This window comes from Nocardioides sp., assembly GCF_036405735.1.
In the GTDB taxonomy this organism is placed as follows: Bacteria; Actinomycetota; Actinomycetes; order Propionibacteriales; family Nocardioidaceae; genus Nocardioides.
The window spans coordinates 15,509-34,138 of record NZ_DASWXC010000098.1 but is presented as its reverse complement, the minus strand read 5'-3'; the positions used below and the strand labels follow the sequence as shown (position 1 = coordinate 34,138).

The window sequence follows — 18,630 nt, the reverse complement described above, 5'->3', positions numbered from 1 at the left end:
GGTAACGGTGCACGACAGCATCCGACCGACGAGGAGGAAGCATGGCCGGCACGACCGTGGACGACACCTTGTGGGAGAACTTCCATCGCGTGGTGAACATGACCTCACGCGAGCTGCGCGACTGGCTCGCCGTCGAGGGCGCCGGCGAGCAGACCGAGGCGCTGCCCGACCAGGCCGGCAGCGAACTCGGTCAGCGCGTCGTCGACATCCTCGGGAAGCGTCGCGGCGACCTGACCGACGACGACGTGCTCGTCATGCAGCGCGTCGTCGACAAGGTGGTCGGCAAGCGTGGCGTCGAGCTCGACGCCACCATCAGCGACGACGCCGAGCGACGGCGGCTGATGGACATCGGCCATGACGCGCTCAAGCCCTGAGGTCGAGCGCCCGGGCGCCCAGCGCTGGGTGCCCGCCGAGCCGACCCTGCCGGCGCTGCACGAGGCCGTCCACGACTGCCGCGGCTGCGAGCTGTACCGCGACGCCACGCAGGCGGTGATGGGCCGGGGGCCGGCCGGGGCCGGGCTGATGCTGGTGGGGGAGCAGCCGGGCGACCGGGAGGACCGCGAGGGCGAGCCGTTCGTGGGTCCGGCCGGGCGCGTGCTCTCCGAGGCGCTGGCGGCGACCGGTGTGGACCCGGAGCAGGTCTACGTCACCAACGCGGTGAAGCACTTCCGGTTCCAGTGGAAGGGCAAGCGGCGCATCCACGAGTCGCCCGACCGCGGTCAGGTGGCGGCGTGCGCGCCGTGGCTGGCGGCCGAGCTCGAGGTGGTGCGGCCCTCCGGGGTGGTGCTGCTGGGCGGGACCGCCGGGAAGGCGCTCTACGGCCCCGGGTTCCGGGTCGGAGCGACGAGGGGAACGCTGCAGGAGTGGCCGGAGGCCGTGCCGGTGGCGTTGGCACCGCCCTGGGTCCTCCCGACCGTCCACCCCGCGGCCGTCCTGCGTGCGCGGGACGGCCGCGAGGCGGCGTACGACGGCTTGGTCAGTGACCTGCGGACAGCGGTGTCCGCGCTGTCGGACCGCTAGCGGAAGATGCTGTAGCCACCGGGGCCGACCGCCAGACCGACGATGATGAGGACGACGCCCCACAGGATCGATCCACGGACCAGGCTCACGATGCCGGCCACCACGAGGATGACAGCCAGGATCCACAAGAGAAACGCCATCGTTCCCTCCCTGCGTCTTGCGCCGGGCGCTGATCGCCGCGACGAGGTGCCGCCCTGGTACCCGAACACGGGGCCGGATATCCGGCGCGCCGCCCGGCCCCCGCGGTTGCCGTCAGAGATCGTCCTCGTCGACGACGTGCATCGCGGCCTCCTCCGCCGAGGCGCCGGCGCCGTCGATCCCGACGTCCTGGCCGACCAGGTCCTTCTCCTCGTCGGGGCCGCTGCCCTGGTCCGGGTCGACCAGGCGCCCGGCGCGGTCGCTGCCCGCCTCGGGGTCCTGGGCGTACTCGTCGGCCTCGGTGGCGTCACCGGCCTCGACGGCCGCCTCGTCGTACGGGTCGGGCTCGGGGATCTCCTGGCCGAGACGCTGGTCGATGGTCTCGCGGTGCTCCTCCTCCCAGGGCGTGTTCCCGTAGCCCTGGCCGGCGCTGTACTTCTCGGGCGGGGAGTAGCCGGCGTCGAGCGGGTCGTCGGCGTCGGTGCGCGGGTCGGGCGGCCCGCCCGCCGCGGCGCCCTCGGCGCCCGGCTGGTCCTCGTCGTCGACGCTGTAGTCGCCGTACTCCTCGCGGTTCTCGGTCATGACTCCTCCACTTCCGGCCGCCTCGGCGCGGCCCATCGGGTCAGCCACTCAGGTCCCCAGCCTGCTGCGCTCCATGCCGGGCCGACGGGTTGACTTTCGTTCGAGTCTCGTACTTAATGATGATGTGACCTACGTCCTAGGAGTCGACTCCTCCACGCAGTCGACCAAGGCGCTCCTCGTCGACGCGGCCGACGGCACCGTGGTCGAGCAACGCTCGGCGCCGCACCCGCCGGGCACCGAGGTGGACCCCCGCGCGTGGCTCGCCGCCTTCGACGAGGCGACGGCAGGGCTGCTGGAGCGGGCCGAGGCGCTCGCGGTCGGCGGGCAGCAGCACGGCATGGTGGCGCTGGACGCCCACGGTGAGCCGGTGCGCGACGCGCTGCTGTGGAACGACACCCGCTCGGCGCAGGCGGCCCGCGACCTGGTCGAGGAGCTGGGCGGGCCGCAGGCCTGCGCCGAGGTGACCGGCAGCGTGCTGGTGGCCTCCTTCACCGCCACCAAGCTGCGGTGGCTGCGCGACCACGAGCCGGAGAACGCGGGCCGGGTCGCCGAGGTGCTGCTGCCCCACGACTACGTCTCCCGCCACGCCGCCGCGCCCGGGACCGGGGCCTTCACCGACCGCGGCGACGCGTCCGGCACGGGGTACTTCGAGACCCGTACGGGCGTGTGGCGCCCCGACCTGGCGAAGAACGCCCTCGGCCACGAGCCGGACCTGCCCCGGCTGGTGAGCCCGGGCACGGTCGCCGCCCACACCGCGACCGGCGTCGTCGTCGCCGGCGGCACCGGGGACAACGCGGCCGCCGCGCTCGGCCTCGGCCTGGAGACCGGCGACGTGCTCGTCTCCATCGGCACGTCCGGCGTGGCGTCGGCGATCAGCGCCGTCCCGGTCGCCGACGGCACCGGCGCGGTCACCGGCTTCGCCGACGCCGCCGACGGGTTCCTGCCGCTGGTCGCGACCGTCAACGCGGCGCAGATCCTGGACCTGCAGGCGCGCTGGCTCGGCGTCTCGCTGGACGACCTCGCCGCCATGGCGCTCGCGGCACCGGCCGGAGCAGGCGGCGTCACGTTCCTGCCGTACTACGGCGGCGAGCGCACCCCCAACCGGCCCGACGCGACCGGCACCTGGACCGGTCTCACCCCGCGCACGACGCGTGAGGACCTGGCCCGCGCGGCGTTCGAGGCACTGCTGTGCTCGCTCGCCGACGCCGTCGACCTGCTCGTCGCGGCGACCGGCCAACAGCCGCGGCGCATCCTCATGGTCGGCGGCGCGACCCGCTCGCCCGCCGTACGCGCCCTGGCGCCGGCCGTGCTCGGCCGTCCGGTGCTGCTCCCGCCGGCGGGGGAGTACGTCGCCCTGGGCGCCGCCCGGCAGGCGGCGTGGGCGCTGACCGGGGAGCTGCCGGCCTGGACCCTGCCGGACACCGAGACCTACGACGCCGAGCCGACCCCCCACGTGCGTGAGGCCTACGCCGCCTGGCGCGACCACGAAAGGAACCAGACATGACCATCGAGATCCCGAAGCCGACGCCGGAGGACAAGTTCTCCTTCGGCCTGTGGACCGTGGGCTGGCAGGGCGTCGACCCGTTCGGCCCGGCCACCCGCCCGCCGATGGACACCGTCTACGCCCTGGAGCGGCTCGCCGCGCTGGGCGCCTACGGCGTGAACTTCCACGACGACGACGTCATCCCGTTCGGGTCGAGCGAGGCGGAGCGTGACCGGATCATCGAGCGGTTCAAGAAGGGCCTCTCCGACACCGGCCTGGTGGTCACCACGGCGACCACCAACCTGTTCAGCCACCCGGTGTTCAAGGCCGGTGCGTTCACCAACAACGACCGCGACATCCGCCGCTTCGCGATCCGGAAGGTGATGCGCAACATCGACCTGGCCGCCGACCTCGGCGCGAAGGTCTACGTCGCCTGGGGCGGCCGCGAGGGCGCGGAGTACGGCGCCTCGCAGGACACCCCGGTGGCGCTGGACCGGCTCAAGGAGGCCTTCGACGTGCTGGGGCAGTACGTCGTCGACCAGGGCTACGACCTCCGGTTCGCCATCGAGCCCAAGCCGAACGAGCCCCGCGGCGACATCCTGCTCCCGACGATCGGCCACGCCCTGGGCTTCATCCAGATGCTGGAGCGTCCCGAGCTCGTCGGCCTCAACCCCGAGATCGGCCACGAGGAGATGGCCGGCCTCAACGCGGCCGCCGGCTACGCCCAGGCGCTGTGGCAGGGCAAGCTCTTCCACATCGACCTCAACGGGCAGAACGGCCCGAAGTACGACCAGGACCTGCGCTTCGGCGCCGGCAACGTCCGCGGCGCGTTCTGGGTGGTCGACACCCTCCTAGCGGGTGGGTACGACGGCCCCGTCCACTTCGACTACAAGCCCTCGCGCGTCGAGGACGACGAGGGCGTGTGGGTGACGGCCGAGGCCAACATGCGCAACTACCTGATCCTGCGCGAGAAGGTGAAGGCGTTCCGCGCCGACCCGGAGGTCCAGGCGGCCCTCCAGGCCGCCAAGCTGCCCGAGCTCGCCCAGCCGACGTTGGCCGACGGCGAGGGGTGGCAGCAGCTGCTGGAGTGGGAGCTCCCCGACCCCGAGGCGCTCGCCGTGCGCGGTGCCGCGGTCGAGAGGCTCGACCAGCTGGCGCTGGAGCACCTGTACGGCGTGCGCTGAGCCGCTAGCCTCCCCGCTCGTGACGACGACTGCCGATCGCGCCGGACGGCCCGGCTCCACCGAGGGGCTGCGGCGGCAGAACACCTCGCTCGTGCTGCGCAGCCTGCGCCAGCTCGGCCCGGCCACCCGGGCCGAGCTGGCCAAGCGCACCGGCCTCGCGAAGGCGACCGTCGGGGTGATCGTCGCCGCCCTCGAGGCCGCCGACGCGGTGACCGAGCTGGAGCGGACCGGGTCGGCCGTCGCCGCTCGTGGCCGCCCCGGTGTCCCCGTCGCCCTCTCCGGTCGCCGGTTCCTGGCGCTGGGCCTGGAGCTCAACGTCGACTACGTCTCCGTCGCCGTGCTCGACCTGACCGGCACGGTGCGGCTCAGCGCCAGCCGGCCGGTCACCGGTCCCGGTGACGTGTCCGCCCTGGTCGCCTTGGCGCGCTGGGCGCGCGCCGAGGCGGTGGGGGAGGCCCACGACCTGGTGGCGGCCGGGGTGGCCGTCCCGGGACTGGTCCGCGGCGACAACCGCACCATCGCCTGGGCGCCCAACATCGGCGTCACCGGGGAGTCCCTGGCCGCCGCCGTCGAGGATGCGCTCGGCTGTCCGGTCCGGGTCAGCAACGACGCCAACTGTGCGGCGTACGCCGAAGCGCACCACGGCGCCGCCGTCGGCGTCGCCCACGCGCTGTACCTCACGGGCACCGTCGGCATCGGCGCAGGCATCGTCGACCGCGGCGAGCTGGTCCGGGGCGGCGCCGGCTTCGCCGGCGAGGTCGGGCACATGCCGATCGGCGACTCGACCGCGCGCTGCGGCTGCGGGCGACAGGGGTGCTGGGAGGCCTCGATCGGGCTGCACGCCGTACTCGCGCGGGTCGGCATGACCGAGGTCGAGACGCCGCTGGCCACGGCCGCCCTCCTGGCCGGGCGCGCCGACCGGGAGCCGGCCGTCGTCGATGCCCTCGCGGAGGTCGGCCACTCGGTCGGGCTCGGTCTGGCGATGCTGGCCTCCGTCCTCGACCCCGAGGTGGTCGTGCTGGGCGGGTTCTTCGTGCCGCTCGGCGAGCGAGTGCTGGCGCCGGCCCGTGCCGCGCTCGACGCCCGGCTCGCCGCGCCCGCCCAGGTGCGCCCCGAGCTGCGGCTCTCCACCCTCGGCATCCAGGCCGCCGCCCTCGGCGCCGCCGAGCAGGCCTTCAGCCGGGTCTTCGCGGGGGACGTCGAGCTCGCCTGACCGGCGTGTGCCCCCGCGGCGCAAAGTGTCACCGTGACAGTTCAAAGTGTCACCGTGGGACTTTGCCGCGCGAGTGACATTTCGAAGTGTCACCCCTGCCTCGAACTGTCACGGTGACACTTTGCGGGGCGGCAGGCCCGGGCGAGCGGCAGATCCAAACTGTCACCGTGACACTTCGCCGTGCGAGTGACACTTGGAAGGGTCACCCCTGCGGCCAACTGTCACCGTGACACTTTGCGGCGGCTCGGGCGAGGGCGGCTGCTCAGCCGGCGAGTCGGGAGCGGACGTCGAGGAGCGCGTTGCCGAGGGAGGCGACGGGGTCGACGAAGAGCGGCTCGAAGGCCATCTCGGCCGCACCGAGGAGGACCGAGTCGCCGCCGAGGCCGGGGACGACCAGGCTGACGGCCTCGATCGCCGCGGGGAGCGCGGCGTCGGTGAGGCCCTGCTCGATCTCGTCGCGGACCAGCACGTACAGCGGGCTGAAGTAGCCGCCGAGCACCACCAGCCGCGGGTTGAAGGCGTTGACCACCGACGCGAGTCCCTGGCCCAGGGCGGTGCCGATGTGCCGCAGCGGGGGAGGTACGTCGGCCAGGTCGGCCAGCACCTCGTCGACCTGTGCCACCTGGGCGGTCGGGCAGCTGATCGCCGCGGCGATCGCATGCCCCCCGACGACGGTCTCCCAGCACCCTCGGCTGCCGCAGTGACACGGCTCGCCGGTGGGGTCGAAGCGGAGGTGGCCGATCTCGCCGGCGTACCCGCCGGTGCCCTCGAGCCGCTGGCCGCCGGTGATGATGCCGGCACCGACGCCGACGTTGCCGGAGACGTAGATGAGGTCGTCGACGCCCACGCCGGCGCCGCGCTCGTGCTCGGCCAGCGCGCCGAGGTCGGCGTCGTTGGCGACGGCGACGGGGATGTCGATGCCGAGCGCGGCCAGCACGACGGAGCTGAGCGAGACGTCGTGCCAGTCCAGGTTCGGCGCCAGCCGGACCAGGCCGTCGGCGCGACGGACCAGGCCGGGGACGCCGATGCCGATGCCGACGAGGGGAGCGCTCGCCGGCGCCTCCGCGACGACCTGCCGGATCAGCGCCGCGACCGTGGCCCCGACCTGCCAGGCCTCGGCGGGGTGCGACAGCGTCGTGGCCGCACGCAGCGCGATCCGGCCGCCGAGGCTGACCCGGGCCGCGACCACCCGGTCCACCCCGAGGTCGACGGCGACGACGTAGGGACCCTCGGCGGCGAGCCGGACTCCGGCCGACGGCCGGCCGGCCCCCTGGCGTTCGCCGGCCCCCGAGAGAGCTCCGGGCAGGGCCCGCTCGGTCACGCCCAGCGACTCCAGCTCGGCGGTGAGCCCGGCGATCGTCGAGCGGTTGAGCCCCATCGCGCTGGTGAGCTCCGCGCGCGAGATCTGACCGGCGCGGTGGACGTGGCGCAGCAGCGTGCCGAGGTTGTGGCGGCGGACCGCCTCCTGGTTCGTCCCGATCCCCGCCCGTCGCTGTGTCCGCACGGCCGCACCCTAGACGCCCGACGCGCTGCGTCGACGACGGGAGATCGCGTCGACGCTCGCGGCGAGCAGCAGGACACCGCCGGTCACGAGGAAGTTGATGTAGCTGGCCTGGTTGAGCAGGCCCAGACCGTTGGGGATGGTGGCGATCACGAGGCCACCCACGACCGCGTCGATGGCCCGGCCCCGGCCGCCGAAGAGCGACGTGCCGCCGATGACGGCCGCGCCGACGGCGTACAGCAGCTCGTTGCCGCCGCCCGAGCCCGGGGAGACCTTGCCGGTGTAGGACGCGGCGAGCAGGCCGCTGACCGCCGCCATGCCGGAGCAGATCACGAAGGCGGCGATCTTAACCCGGCGCACGTTGATGCCCGCCCGGCGCGCGGCCTCGGCGTTGCCGCCGACGGCGTACAGGTGACGCCCGAAGCGCGTGCGCCGCAGCACGAACGTCCAGAAGAGCAGCAGCGCGATCACCACCGGCGCCACCCACGGGATGCCGCTGATGTTGAAGAGCTCGGGGTTGGGGGCGCGGTTGGCGCTGAGCAGCGCCGTGACGCCGAGGACGATCGCGGCCAGGACGGCGATCTGGATCAGCACCAGCGCCAGCGGCTGGTGCACGAGGCCGCGCGCCACGCGGGTGCGGTAGCGCCACAGCACCAGCGCGGCGAACCCGAGCACGATCACCGCCGCGGCGATCCAGCCGGCGACGATCGGGACGTTCTTGATCGACAGGCCGCGCAGGATCTCGTCGTTGAACCGCAGCGACCCGCCCGAGCCGATGAGCTTGAGGGGCACGGCCTGCAGCGCGAGGAAGAACGCCAGCGTGACGACGAACGACGGGATGCCGAGCTCGGCGACGAGCAGGCCGATCACGACGCCGATGGCCGCGCCGGCGCCGATGCCGAGCAGCGTCGCGGCCCACCACTCCCAGCCGTGGTCGATCATCACCAGGGCCGTGATGGTCGCCGACGCGCCGCCGGCGACACCGGCGGACAGGTCGATCTCGCCCAGCAGCAGCACGAAGACCAGTCCCATGGCGAGCACGCAGATCGACGCCGCCTGCACGACGAGGTTCGCCATGTTGTACGTCGTCAGGAACCGGTCGTGCAGCGCGGTGAAGACGATGAAGAGGACGATGAGGCCGAGGATCGCCGGCAGCGACCCCATGTCACCACCCCGCAGGCGGCTGACGTAGTCGCGAGCCGAGTCCTGGAGCGTTGCTGCCTGCCGCGTGTCGGCGGCGAAGTCGGTGTCGGCCACGGAGGGGGTGGGCGAGGTGGATCCGAGGGTCATGACGTTGTCTCCTGCGGCGTTCAGATCGTGGCGGTGGCGGGGTTCTCGGCCAGCCCGAGGCTGCCGGAGCGCCCGGCGGTGATGAGCTCGACGACCTGGTTGTGGGTCACCTCGCTCGCGGGTACGTCGGCCGCCACCCGACCCAGGTAGAGGGCGGTGATGCGGTCGGCCACCTCGAAGACGTCGTTCATGTTGTGGGAGATGAGCACGACGCCGAGACCGCGGTCCGCGAGCCGGCGTACCAGGTCGAGGACCTGGCGCGTCTGCGCGACGCCCAGCGCCGCGGTCGGCTCGTCGAGCAGCACGATCTTGGAGTTCCACAGCACGGCCTTGGCGATCGCGACCGTCTGGCGTTGCCCACCGGAGAGGCTGGCGACGCTCTGCCGCACCGACTTCACGGTGCGGACCGAGAGTGAGGCCAGCGTCTCGCGGGCCCGCGACTCCATGGCGACCTCGTCGAGCATGACGCCGGTCTTCTCCTCGCGGCCGAGGAACATGTTCTCGACGATGTCGAGGTTGTCGCACAGGGCGAGGTCCTGGTAGACGACCTCGATGCCCATCGCGGCCACGTCGCGGGGGCCGTGCACCTCGACGGGTTGGCCCTCGAAGAGGTAGTCGCCGCTGTCGCGGCCGTAGATGCCGGCGATGACCTTCACCAGCGTGGACTTGCCGGCGCCGTTGTCGCCGACGAGCGCGGTCACCTGTCCGGGGTAGACGGCGAAGTCGACGTCGTGCAGGACGTGGACCATGCCGAAGCTCTTGTTGACACCACGGAGCTCGAGCAGCGGCTGCGTCATGGAGAGACCTTCTTAGGATTGGTTGTTCGGTACAACGAATCGAGGGGAGCACCCGGACCGCCGTACGACGGCCCGGGTGCGTCCGCAACGGATGCGTCAGGAGATGCCGGCCTCGCTGCAGAGAGCAGCGAAGTTGCCGGCGCAGACGTCCTCGGCCTTCTGGCCGCCGTCGTCGATGACGTCCTTGACGTTGTCCTTCGTGATCGACTGCGGGTCGAGCAGGATCGCCGGGACGTCGCGGCCGCCCTCGGCGTCCTCGACCGTGCCCGTGGTCTCGGCCTCCTCGCCCTTGACCAGTGCGATGGCCGCCTCAGCCAGGGCGTTCGCCTCCAGCGTGGCGGACTTGTAGACCGTCATGCACTGGGTGCCGGCGAGCACGTTCTGCAGCCCCTCGACGGTGGCGTCCTGGCCGGTGACCGGGACCTTGCCGGCCTGGCCGTTGGCCTCGAGGATGCCGATCACGGCGCCGCCGAGACCGTCGTTCGCGGCGAGCACGCCGTCGACCTTGCCGTTGGCCGCGGTGTAGAGCTGCTGGAAGATCGTGGCAGCCTCCTCGTTGTCCCACTCGGGGACGGCCTGCTCGCCGACGACCTTGTAGTCGGTGATCTTGTCGAGGACGCTGTGCGCGCCGGCGGAGAACAGCGTCGCGTTGTTGTCGGTGGGCGAGCCGTTCAGGTAGACGATGTTCTTCGGACCGTCGCCGAGGCAGTCGGCCAGGCCCTGGCCCTGGAGCTCGCCGACCTTGGTGTTGTCGAACGAGACGTAGTACTCCGCCGAGCCGCCCAGGGTGAGGCGGTCGTAGTCGATGGTCGCGACGCCCTGCGAGGCGGCCTTCTCCTGGATGGCCGCGCCCGACTCGGAGTCGAGGTTGACGATGGCCAGGACGGTCACACCGTTGCCGATCATCGTGTCGGCGATCTGCGTCATCTTCTCCGCGTCGCCTTCGGCGTTCTGGATGTCGTACTCCACGCCGGCAGCGTCGAAGGCCGCCGCCAGTGCCGGTCGGTCGGCGCTCTCCCAGCGCACCGAGGACTCGGTGTCGGGGAGGATGACGCCGATCTTGCCGGTGGCGTCGCCGCCGCCGTTCTCGCTGCCGGTGGTGTCGCCGTCGTCAGACCCACAGGCGCTCAGCGTCAGGGCCGCAGCCGCGACTCCGACGAGGACCAAGCTGTTCATTCGCTTCACGCGAACCGCCTCCTTGCGGTGCGATCCCATGCCGGCTTCCGGGATCCGAGGACGGTGGTCCGGAATCACGGTGGGGTTGTTTGTTGTCTGCGACAACATATCGAGTGAAGCCGGTCACGTCTAGGGTGCGGAGACAGGTCCTCCCGATTTGTTACGAACGTCGCTGGGAGTCCGGGACGAGCCAGCGATGAGTCCCGGTCGGACGACGACAGGGGCCCGGGATCCGTCATGGATCCCGGGCCCCCGTCGACACCGCTACGGGCGTCGTGAAGCTGGTTGCAGGCTCGTCAGGTCACTTCACCTTGGTGGGCTTGCTCTGCTTGCTCTTCGGGGCGTAGCCGGCCTTGGTGCCGGTGACGACCACGCTGATCTTCTTGCCCTTGAGCTTCTTGGTGAGCTTGAGGCTCTTCTTGGTCGCGCCCTTGATCGGCTTGCCGTTGGCGTACCACTGCACCTTGACCTTGGTGCCCTTCGGCCACGTGCCGACGTTGGCCTTGACGACCTTGCCGACCTTGACCGGTCCGGCGACCGTGGCGGTCGCCTTCTTGGTGACACCCGGAAGGGTCGGCAGGGTGACGACCGGCTGCTGGACGACCGGTGCGGCCTGGACGGCGACCGGCGTCGACCGGACCTCCAGCCGGTCGCCGCCCTTGACGCCGGTGACGATGTACTGGACCTGGGTCCCGACCAGGTCGGCGGTGACGGGGAGGCTCTGGCCCTCGCGGTAGTCACCCCACTGGCCGCCGTTGATGCCCCACCCGTAGCTCAGCGTGGTCCCTTCGGGCCAGCCGGAGGTGCCGCCCGTGAGCGTCTGCCCGACCACGACGGTGCCGGTAGCGCCGGCGATCGTGGCAGCGGCGTCGGGTGCGTCGAGCTCGCCGTAGATGTCGAAGCCGGCGATGACGTCGGTGCCGGCCTGGCTGTCGTACTGCGGGCTGAACAGCGTGGTGAGGCCCCCGCGCTCCACCAGCGCCAGCGATCCGAGCACGCCGCCGGCGTACGTCGTGTCGGCGGTGTCGACGTCGTAGTCGCCGATCCCGGCGACCGGGATGGCGTGCACCCTGAACTGGTAGGAGGCGTAGTCGTTGACGGCGGCGTAGACCGTCTCGCCGTCGGGCGAGAGCGCCATCCCGGCGACCGCGCTCTCGGTCCCGAAGGAGAGGGTGTGCACGGGCGAGCCGTCGGTGGCGTCGATGGCCTCGATCGTGCCGCTGTCCGCCACGGAGCTGGCGACGAGGACGGTGCCACCGCTCACCACGACCGCCGACGGGTAGTCGCCGACACCGTAGGTCGCGACCGGGGTCTCGGGAGCGGCGACCCAGAGCTCGCCGCTCTGGCCGTCGGCGCCGGTGCCGACCGCGTAGACCGTCGCGTCGGAGGTGGCGGTGATCGAGCTCGGGGTGCCGTTCTCGGCCAGTTCCACGATGCCGACAGCGGACAGGAGCGCGACGGCATTCTGGTTGCCGTCCTCGTCCTCGGCGGTGCCGGCCACGACCGGGGCGACCTCGTCGGTGAGGTGGGCGACGCCGATGGCGTCGACCGACGTCCAGGGCAGCGGCTCACCGTCGGCTGCGAACGTCGGCTGGGCTGCGTCGAGATCGACGGTCCATCCGGCCGCCTGGTTCCCCTCGCGGCCGCCCACGAGCGCGACCGGGCCGTCGGCGTACTCGACGACGGCGACCGCGTTGAGCTGGGCGTCCGCCGGGACGCCGTCGATCGGCGTGACGGTGGAGCCGTCGATCAGTGCGGCGTGCGCGGTGCTGGTCTCGGTGGCGTCGTCCCAGCTGCTGCCGATCGCGACGACGACGCCCTCGCTCGTCGCGGCGAGCTTCTGGACGCTGAAGCCCAGGGGGCCGCTGGACGTGTCGGCGTTCGCCGGCGCGGCGAAGCAGGCCAGTCCGGCGCTCAGCAGGGCGGTGGCGGCGACGCCGGCGACGAGCCGGGTCGACCCGCGGGTGCGGGATGTGGTCATGGAGGGTCCTCCCCAACGATGGGTCCGAGCGACCTGCGGGCCGCTGCTCCTCGATGGTCGGCCGGACAGCCCCCCGATCCATGTCCGAATCCGGCCATGGCAGGAGTCGGACACGAACTCGGGACCTACGGCCCGGGCCGTGGGGAACGCGGCCACCAACCGGAAACTGCGACACCGGGTGCCGCACCTGTGTGACGATCGGGGCGTGACCGACGCGTTGTTCGAGCTGCTGGCCACCGGGCTCCGCTCCCGCGCCGAGTCCGTCCCCGAGCTGGCGGGACTGGCGCGGCGCGAGACCTCGCAGGTGCGGGCCGACCTGGCCGCCCTGCAGCAGCGGGGATACGTCGAGCTCGACGGGGACCGGATCCGCTACCTCACCCCGCCCGCCGCTCTCGCCGGGGACGTACGCCGGCAGACCGAGCAGCTGCTGGACGGGCTGCGTCGACTGGCGGGTGGCCTCGTGGACACCACCGACGAGCTTCCGATGCTGATGCGCGCCTGGTCGATCGGGGAGGCGGGGGAGCAGGCCGTCGCGGACATCGAGCTGTTCCACGGCGAGTCCGCCGTGACCGACCTGTGGCACCACCTGCTGGGACGGCATCCGCTGCGGCGTACCGACATCGTGCTGCCGGACGCCTCACCGCTCTTCGTCGCGGACCCGGCCATGCAGGACACCTGGCACCGGGTGATCGGGTCCGACGGCAACCGGGCACGGGTCATCGGGTCGATCGCCGACGTCACGCACCCGGCCGCGCAGGACCGGATCGAGCAGGAGCTGGGCGCCGGGCTGCAGATCCGCGCGGTGCACAGCCCGCCGTCGTGGTTCTGGGTGGCCGACGACAGCATCGTGGCGGTGCCCCTGCAGTGGGGTGAGGCCTGGCCGACGACGGTCGCCGCGGTCCACAGCCGGGCGGTGGCCGGGCTGGCCTCCTGGGCGTTCGAGCGACTGTGGGAGCAGTCGGTCGGCGTACGCGGGGAGCAGGCCACGTGGGACCCGCTCATCCAGCTCATGTGCAACGGCGCCAGCCTCGAGGCCGCGGCGCGCGCGCTCGGCATCTCCGAGCGCACCGGCCGCCGCCGCATCGCCGACGCGATGGCGCACTACGGTGCCCCGAACCTGGTGGCGCTGGGGGTGGCGTGGGGCCGTGAGCGCCGGGTGGTGCTGCGTGCCCCGTCCCCGTCCTAGGGCAGGTTCGAGCCCCGGCCTAGTGCAGGGCCAGCCGGAGCAGCACCGGTCGGTGGTCGGATCGGTAGCCGCGCAGCACGGCGTGGGCCAGCGGCCGGACCTCTCCGCTCGCCACGTCCTGTCGGTTGACCAGGACCCAGTCGATGAGCCGGGACGGGCGGTGGTTCTGCCGCATGGTCACCGTCCGCGCCTTCGGCCGGTACCCCAGCAGCTGCCAGTTCGAGACGGTCAGGGGGCCGAGCGTGCGGGCCATCCCGCCGACGGGCTTGCGGCGGCGGTCGGTCTTGTAGTCGAAGTTCCAGTCACCGGCGGCCACGACGTACCGACCCGGAAGGGTGGGCCACAGCCGCGCCAGCTGGCGGTAGATGCGCTTGGCGCAGGCTGCGGTGGCCAGGCGGCTGAACCTGCCGGGGCGGGTCCGCCACGCCTCCGCGGAGTGGGCGACGTGCACGTTGGTCACGCTCATCAGGTGGCCGGTCTGCCGGTCCCGCAGCGTCACCACGTTGAGCCACTTCGCCGGGAAGTTGACCCTCGCCCGGCGGGGCGCCGGCCGGCACATGTGATGCCGGGCGGTCGAGACCAGCTCGAACTCGGAGGCACGCCACGAGATCGGCTCCTTGGGCTTGCCGAAGGTCGCGGTCTGGAAGCCGTGGGCCTGCAGCGTCTGCAGCGGCGTCGCGCCACCCGACCTGGGGCGGTGGACGAGCTTGTTCGCCTCCTGCCACCCGATGACGTCGACGTCGGGCCGCGCCGCCAGCCGGGCGACCTCCTGTCGCAGGGCACCCGGGCTGCGGTGCACGAGCACGTTGTAGGTCACGACGCCGATGTCGTCGAGCGCGGCGCGGCTCGGTGCGGCCTCATCGGACGTGCTGGCGGAGGACCGGCCGGTCAGGACGGTGGCCAGCAGCGCACAGGTGCACGCCAGCACCATCGCGGTGGCGAGCGGCCGGAGGATCGGGGCGGGCGTGGTCACGGGCCAGGACTCCCGGTGTGTCAGGGGTGGGTACGACGGCACCGCCGGGCGGCGCACCGACCTGTTACCCCGCGGGGCGTCCCGGAATTCGCCGCGGTGCTGTGTGCGCACCGCGCCGTTGCGGTGGTCCCGGCGTGACCGCGCGAGATCCTAGCCGCCGCGCCGGGGCCGCCCCACGGCCGGTTCGGACGGTGGCGGCTCAGTCGGCGGCGACCGGCTCCCCGCGGGTCTCGCCGGGTTGCGGCGTACCTGCCTGCTGCCCACGGTCCAGGCTGCTCGGCCACCAGATCCGGCCGCCGAGATCGAGGTTGATCGCGGTCACGAGCACCGAGCGCACGATCATCGTGTCGAGCATGACGCCCAGCGCGACAGCCACCCCCATCTCGGCGAGGAACACGAGCGGGATGGTGCCGAGCACGGCGAAGGTGGCCGCCAGGACGAGGCCGGCCGAGGTGATCACACCTCCGGTGGAGGCCAGGGCGATCAGCGACCCGCGACGCGTGCCGTAGTTGATCGTCTCCTCACGGACGCGGGTCATCAAGAAGATGTTGTAGTCGATGCCCAGGGCGACGAGGAACACGAAGACGAACAGCGGGAAGGAGCTGTCCTCGGCGGGGAAGTCGAAGATGTGCCGGAAGATCAGCGCGCTGAGGCCCAGCGCGGCGCCGAAGGACAGCACCACGGTGAGGATCAGGATCAGCGGCGAGAGCACGGCCCGCAGCAGCACCATCAAGATGAGCATCACCACGAGCAGCACGATCGGGATGATGACCTTGTTGTCGCGCGCGGAGGCGTCGTTGATGTCGAGGTAGAGCGCCGCCGAGCCGGTGACGAGCGCGTCGGCGCCGTCGACCTCGTGGACCGCCTCGCGCACCTCGCGCACCTGCTCGAAGGACTCCTCGGCGGCCGGGTCGGTGCCCTGCGCGATCGAGAAGAACTTGACCCCGTCGACGGCGGGGACCTGGTCGTTGACCGTGCCGAGGCCCGGCACGGAGCGGATCGCCTCGGCGACCTGGTCGGCCCGGCCCTCGTTCGTGACGACCTGGATCGGGGTGGAGGTGTCGACCAGCCCGTGGTCGACGAGGACCCGCTGGCCGATGACGGAGTCGAAGTCCTTGGTGTACTGGTCCTCGGTCGCGATGCTGCCCGGGTTGAGGCTCAACATGCCCAGGCAGGCGAGCCCGAGCAGGGCGGCCGTGGTGACCCACACCGCCCGCGGGCGGGGCGCGATCCGGGCGCCCAGCCGGGACCAGAGCCCGGTCGAGGTCGGCTCCGGCGAGCCGAAGCCCGGCCGCTTGGGCCAGAACACCCAGCGGCCGAAGACGACGAGCAGTGCCGGCAGCAGCGTGATCATGACCAGCAGCGTCACGGTGACGCCGATCGCCGCCACCGGGCCGAGCCCGGCTGTGGAGTTCATGTCGGCGAAGAGCAGGCACAGCATGCCGATGGCCACGGTGGCGGCCGAGGCGACGATCGCCGGCGCCGCCCGGTGCAGCGCGAACGCCATCGCCTCGTGGCGGTCGGCGTGGTTGCGGAGCTCCTCGCGGTAGCGGGCGACCAGCAGGAGGGCGTAGTCGGTCCCGGCGCCGATGACGAGCACGCTGAGGATCGCCTGGCTCTGCCCGTTGACCGTCAGGCCGGCGTACTTCGCGAGGAAGTAGATCAGCCCCTGACTGGTGAACAGCGCGACGACCGCGGAGAAGATCGGCAGCACCCACAGCACGGGGCTGCGGTAGGTGAACAGCAGGATCACGATCACCACGCCGAGCGTGGCGAAGAGCAGGTTGGTGTCGATGCCGCCGAACGCCTCCGCGGCGTCGGCCGCCTGCCCACCGGCACCGGCGACGTGGACCGTGACGCCGGAGTCCTCCAGCGGCTCGGTGAGCTCGCGCAGGTCGTCGACCACGGCCGGCAGCTTGTTCCAGCCCTCGGAGCCGAGGTTGAAGGTGACCGTCGCGGTCGCCACCTCGCCGTCCTCGGAGACCAGGCCGAGCTGGCGCCCGGTGTCGGCGTCGGGCGGCACCACCACGGGAGGTACGCCGTTGCGCTCGGCCGCCAGGCCGTCGAGCTGCCCCAGCCCGGGCCCGAGCGCGGCGATCGCGGAGAAGTCGGCGCCGGTCAGCCCGGCGTCGCGCCGGAACACGAGCGTCGTCGGGATGTCGTTCTCGTCCTGGAACGCACCGAGCCGGTCGAGCGCCTGCGCCGACTCGGCGTTGGCGGGGAGCCAGCTCGACGCCTCGTTGTCCTGGACCTCGGTGAGCTTCTGGGCGAAGGTGGAGGCCACGACGACGATCACGAGCCAGGCCCCGACGACGACCCACTTGGTGACGCGCCCGGTCAGATTTCCGGCGATCTGCAAATGCATGACGACTACTTCAGCAGTTCTTGCCCCGGCCGCGCATCAGGGTTTCCCCTGACTGGGGGACCGGCTCAGGCGAGCCACTCCTTGAGCTGGGTGATGGTCGCAGCCGGGTCGTCGGTGGCCGGGTAGACCTGCAGCGACGTGACGCCGGCCTCGCGGAACGCCGCGATCCGCTCCTGGACGTAGGACGCCGGGCCGACGAGGTTGCCCGCCTCGAGCCACTCCAGCGGGACCTTGGCCTCCGCCTCCCGCTTCTTGCCCGAGAGGTAGAGGTCCTGGATCTCCTTGGCCTCCTCCTCATAGCCGTACTGGCAGGCGAGCTCGTTGTAGAAGTTCTTGCCCCGGGCGCCCATGCCGCCCACGTAGAGGGCGTACATCGGCCGCATGAAGTCCAGCATCGGCTTCACGTCCTCGCCGATGGCGACCAGGCCGCCGGCGCTGATCTCCAGCGGGCCCAGCTCGGGGGAGCGCTTGGCCCGGCCGCGGGCGAGCGCGTCGCCCCACACGTCCTTCGCCTTCTCCGGGTGGAACAGGAACGGCAGCCACCCGTCGGCCAGCTCGGCGGTCATCGCGACGTTCTTGTCGCCGAGTGCGGCGACGTACAGCGGGACGTCGGGGCGCTCGGGACGGTTGAGTAGCTTCAGCGGCTTGCCGAGTCCCAGGCCCTGGTCGGCCGGCAGCGGCAGCGTGAAGACCTTGCCCTGGTACTCCAGGGGCTCCCGGCGCAGGCCCAGCCGCAGGATCTCGATCAACTCGCGGGTGCGGGTCAGCGGCCGGTCGTACGGCATCCCGTGGAAGCCCTCGATGACCTGCGGGCCGCTGGCGCCCAGGCCGAGGATGACGCGGCCGCCCGAGACGTTGTCGAGGCCGGCGGCGGTCTGCAGCATCGCGCCCGGTGTGCGCGAGTAGACGTTGAGGATGCCGGCGCCCAGCTCGACGGTCTCGGTCCTGGCGGCCAGGTAGCCCATCAGGCTGACCGCGTCGAAGCCGTACGGCTCGGCGACCCAGATCTGGTCGAGCCCTGCCTTCTCGAGGCCGGCCACCTGGTCGGCGGTCTCCCGGGGGTTCCCGGCGTACTGCAGCGGCATCGCGAGCTTCATGGCCGCGAACCTACCGGTTGGGGCGCTGCGCGCAGCGGCCTCTCGACGGGCGTCCCGGCCGCGCGCCCCGGCTGTCGGCTGGCTGTCGGCTAGCTGTCAGCTAGCTGTCGTCGGCGTCGCCGAGCCGGACCAGCACCTTGGGGACGACGAGCAGCAGCACCACCAGGAGGACGGCGACGACGGCTCCCGCGACGCACGCGGCGGTCAGGCTGACGACGATGTCGAAGATGAAGACCGTGATGCCGACGAGCATCAGCGCGATGAGCCCGACCACGCCGCGGACCACGGCCTGGCCGGTGGCGACCACGCGGTGCTTGAGGTGACGGCCCGACAGCCGCTGGTGCACCGCCACGGCCGTCATCACCAGGGTGGTGGTGAGCACGGCGATCCCGACCAGGACCAGGTAGAGGGAACGCTGCCCGTCGGAGAGCTCCCAGAAGCGGGACTGGAACGGCAGCGTCAGCAAGAAGCCCGCCATCAGCTGGGCGCCGGTCTGGGTGACCCGCAGCTCCTGCAGGATGTCGCCCCAGAGCCGGTCCATGCGCTCGGTCGGCGTCTCGCGCCGGCCGTGGTGGAACTCATCCTCCCGGTCGTCCGTGGCTGTCATGGGAGCAGGGTTCCCCGTCGGGCGGTGATACAACCTC

17 protein-coding genes are annotated in these 18,630 nt (G+C 72.2%); 6 read left to right on the top strand and 11 right to left on the bottom strand.

Annotated elements, in window-relative coordinates:
• The first annotated feature begins 41 nt into the window (after window positions 1–41).
• Window positions 42–374 carry a DUF3140 domain-containing protein gene (locus VGE38_RS16290; RefSeq protein ID WP_331143608.1) on the top strand — a complete coding sequence of 111 codons (333 nt, stop codon included), beginning with the start codon at window positions 42–44 and terminating at the stop codon, window positions 372–374.
• Window positions 355–1,020: a UdgX family uracil-DNA binding protein gene (locus tag VGE38_RS16285; RefSeq protein ID WP_331143607.1), complete on the top strand. Its 666-nt coding sequence runs from the start codon at window positions 355–357 to the stop codon at window positions 1,018–1,020. Before VGE38_RS16290 ends, VGE38_RS16285 begins: the two co-directional genes overlap by 20 nt.
• Here the strand turns inward: VGE38_RS16285 and VGE38_RS16280 are convergent.
• Window positions 1,017–1,160, bottom strand: a complete 144-nt coding sequence (locus tag VGE38_RS16280) for a GPGG-motif small membrane protein (protein ID WP_331143606.1) — start codon at window positions 1,158–1,160, stop codon at window positions 1,017–1,019. The two genes, VGE38_RS16285 and VGE38_RS16280, sit on opposite strands and share 4 nt — an antisense overlap.
• A 112-nt stretch (window positions 1,161–1,272) precedes the next feature.
• Window positions 1,273–1,740: a DUF5709 domain-containing protein gene (locus VGE38_RS16275; RefSeq protein WP_331143605.1), complete on the bottom strand. Its 468-nt coding sequence runs from the start codon at window positions 1,738–1,740 to the stop codon at window positions 1,273–1,275.
• Between the two features lie 124 nt (window positions 1,741–1,864).
• Here VGE38_RS16275 and xylB point away from each other — a divergent pair, with 124 nt between their 5' ends.
• Genes xylB through VGE38_RS16260 form a run of 3 tightly spaced genes read left to right on the top strand, consistent with a single transcriptional unit; the run spans window position 1,865 to window position 5,620 of the window.
• Window positions 1,865–3,244 (top strand): xylulokinase, encoded by a 1,380-nt coding sequence (gene xylB / locus VGE38_RS16270; RefSeq protein ID WP_331143604.1) that lies wholly within the window; start codon window positions 1,865–1,867, stop codon window positions 3,242–3,244.
• Window positions 3,241–4,407, top strand: a complete 1,167-nt coding sequence (xylA, locus tag VGE38_RS16265) for a xylose isomerase (protein WP_331143603.1) — start codon at window positions 3,241–3,243, stop codon at window positions 4,405–4,407. Before xylB ends, xylA begins: the two co-directional genes overlap by 4 nt.
• A 19-nt stretch (window positions 4,408–4,426) precedes the next feature.
• A complete protein-coding gene (locus VGE38_RS16260; RefSeq protein ID WP_331143602.1) occupies window positions 4,427–5,620 on the top strand; it encodes an ROK family protein in 1,194 nt (397 codons plus the stop codon).
• A gap of 262 nt (window positions 5,621–5,882) precedes the next feature.
• Here VGE38_RS16260 and VGE38_RS16255 read toward each other — a convergent pair whose 3' ends face one another.
• The 5 genes from VGE38_RS16255 to VGE38_RS16235 all read right to left on the bottom strand — a co-directional run bounded on the left by VGE38_RS16255 (window position 5,883) and on the right by VGE38_RS16235 (window position 12,365).
• On the bottom strand, window positions 5,883–7,124 hold the full coding sequence (locus tag VGE38_RS16255; RefSeq protein ID WP_331143601.1) for an ROK family protein: 1,242 nt from the start codon (window positions 7,122–7,124) through the stop codon (window positions 5,883–5,885).
• Window positions 7,125–7,133: 9 nt separating this feature from the next.
• Window positions 7,134–8,411 (bottom strand): sugar ABC transporter permease, encoded by a 1,278-nt coding sequence (locus VGE38_RS16250; protein ID WP_331143600.1) that lies wholly within the window; start codon window positions 8,409–8,411, stop codon window positions 7,134–7,136.
• 20 nt (window positions 8,412–8,431) lie between these two features.
• Window positions 8,432–9,208, bottom strand: coding sequence for an ATP-binding cassette domain-containing protein (locus VGE38_RS16245; protein ID WP_331143599.1), 777 nt, complete (start codon window positions 9,206–9,208; stop codon window positions 8,432–8,434).
• A gap of 96 nt (window positions 9,209–9,304) precedes the next feature.
• Window positions 9,305–10,384 carry a sugar ABC transporter substrate-binding protein gene (locus VGE38_RS16240; RefSeq protein ID WP_331143628.1) on the bottom strand — a complete coding sequence of 360 codons (1,080 nt, stop codon included), beginning with the start codon at window positions 10,382–10,384 and terminating at the stop codon, window positions 9,305–9,307.
• Between the two features lie 301 nt (window positions 10,385–10,685).
• Window positions 10,686–12,365, bottom strand: coding sequence for a hypothetical protein (locus tag VGE38_RS16235; protein ID WP_331143598.1), 1,680 nt, complete (start codon window positions 12,363–12,365; stop codon window positions 10,686–10,688).
• Between the two features lie 205 nt (window positions 12,366–12,570).
• On the opposite strand from VGE38_RS16235, the gene VGE38_RS16230 reads away from it, so the two are divergent.
• Complete coding sequence (locus tag VGE38_RS16230; protein WP_331143597.1) at window positions 12,571–13,551, top strand: hypothetical protein; 981 nt, start codon at window positions 12,571–12,573, stop codon at window positions 13,549–13,551.
• A gap of 19 nt (window positions 13,552–13,570) precedes the next feature.
• On the opposite strand, the gene VGE38_RS16225 is transcribed toward VGE38_RS16230, so the two are convergent.
• The 4 genes from VGE38_RS16225 to VGE38_RS16210 all read right to left on the bottom strand — a co-directional run bounded on the left by VGE38_RS16225 (window position 13,571) and on the right by VGE38_RS16210 (window position 18,593).
• The gene (locus VGE38_RS16225; protein ID WP_331143596.1) at window positions 13,571–14,524 is read right to left on the bottom strand and encodes an endonuclease/exonuclease/phosphatase family protein; all 954 of its coding nucleotides are present in this window, start codon (window positions 14,522–14,524) and stop codon (window positions 13,571–13,573) included.
• Window positions 14,525–14,723: 199 nt separating this feature from the next.
• Entirely contained in the window at window positions 14,724–16,889 is a 2,166-nt protein-coding gene (locus VGE38_RS16220) for an MMPL family transporter (protein ID WP_331143595.1), read from the bottom strand.
• A gap of 65 nt (window positions 16,890–16,954) precedes the next feature.
• Complete coding sequence (locus VGE38_RS16215; RefSeq protein ID WP_331143594.1) at window positions 16,955–17,986, bottom strand: LLM class F420-dependent oxidoreductase; 1,032 nt, start codon at window positions 17,984–17,986, stop codon at window positions 16,955–16,957.
• A gap of 100 nt (window positions 17,987–18,086) precedes the next feature.
• Complete coding sequence (locus VGE38_RS16210; RefSeq protein WP_331143593.1) at window positions 18,087–18,593, bottom strand: DUF6328 family protein; 507 nt, start codon at window positions 18,591–18,593, stop codon at window positions 18,087–18,089.
• Window positions 18,594–18,630 lie beyond the last annotated feature (37 nt).

Bases quoted from the DNA above. Each gene is read 5' to 3' on its own strand.
- VGE38_RS16290 (WP_331143608.1), top strand. From the start codon at position 42: ATGGCCGGCACGACCGTGGACGACACCTTGTGGGAGAACTTCCATCGC.
- VGE38_RS16285 (WP_331143607.1), top strand. From the start codon at position 355: ATGACGCGCTCAAGCCCTGAGGTCGAGCGCCCGGGCGCCCAGCGCTGG.
- VGE38_RS16280 (WP_331143606.1), bottom strand. From the start codon at position 1,160: ATGGCGTTTCTCTTGTGGATCCTGGCTGTCATCCTCGTGGTGGCCGGC.
- VGE38_RS16275 (WP_331143605.1), bottom strand. From the start codon at position 1,740: ATGACCGAGAACCGCGAGGAGTACGGCGACTACAGCGTCGACGACGAG.
- xylA (WP_331143603.1), top strand. From the start codon at position 3,241: ATGACCATCGAGATCCCGAAGCCGACGCCGGAGGACAAGTTCTCCTTC.
- VGE38_RS16250 (WP_331143600.1), bottom strand. From the start codon at position 8,411: ATGACCCTCGGATCCACCTCGCCCACCCCCTCCGTGGCCGACACCGAC.
- VGE38_RS16245 (WP_331143599.1), bottom strand. From the start codon at position 9,208: ATGACGCAGCCGCTGCTCGAGCTCCGTGGTGTCAACAAGAGCTTCGGC.
- VGE38_RS16240 (WP_331143628.1), bottom strand. From the start codon at position 10,384: ATGAACAGCTTGGTCCTCGTCGGAGTCGCGGCTGCGGCCCTGACGCTG.
- VGE38_RS16235 (WP_331143598.1), bottom strand. From the start codon at position 12,365: ATGACCACATCCCGCACCCGCGGGTCGACCCGGCTCGTCGCCGGCGTC.
- VGE38_RS16220 (WP_331143595.1), bottom strand. From the start codon at position 16,889: ATGCATTTGCAGATCGCCGGAAATCTGACCGGGCGCGTCACCAAGTGG.
- VGE38_RS16215 (WP_331143594.1), bottom strand. From the start codon at position 17,986: ATGAAGCTCGCGATGCCGCTGCAGTACGCCGGGAACCCCCGGGAGACC.
- VGE38_RS16210 (WP_331143593.1), bottom strand. From the start codon at position 18,593: ATGACAGCCACGGACGACCGGGAGGATGAGTTCCACCACGGCCGGCGC.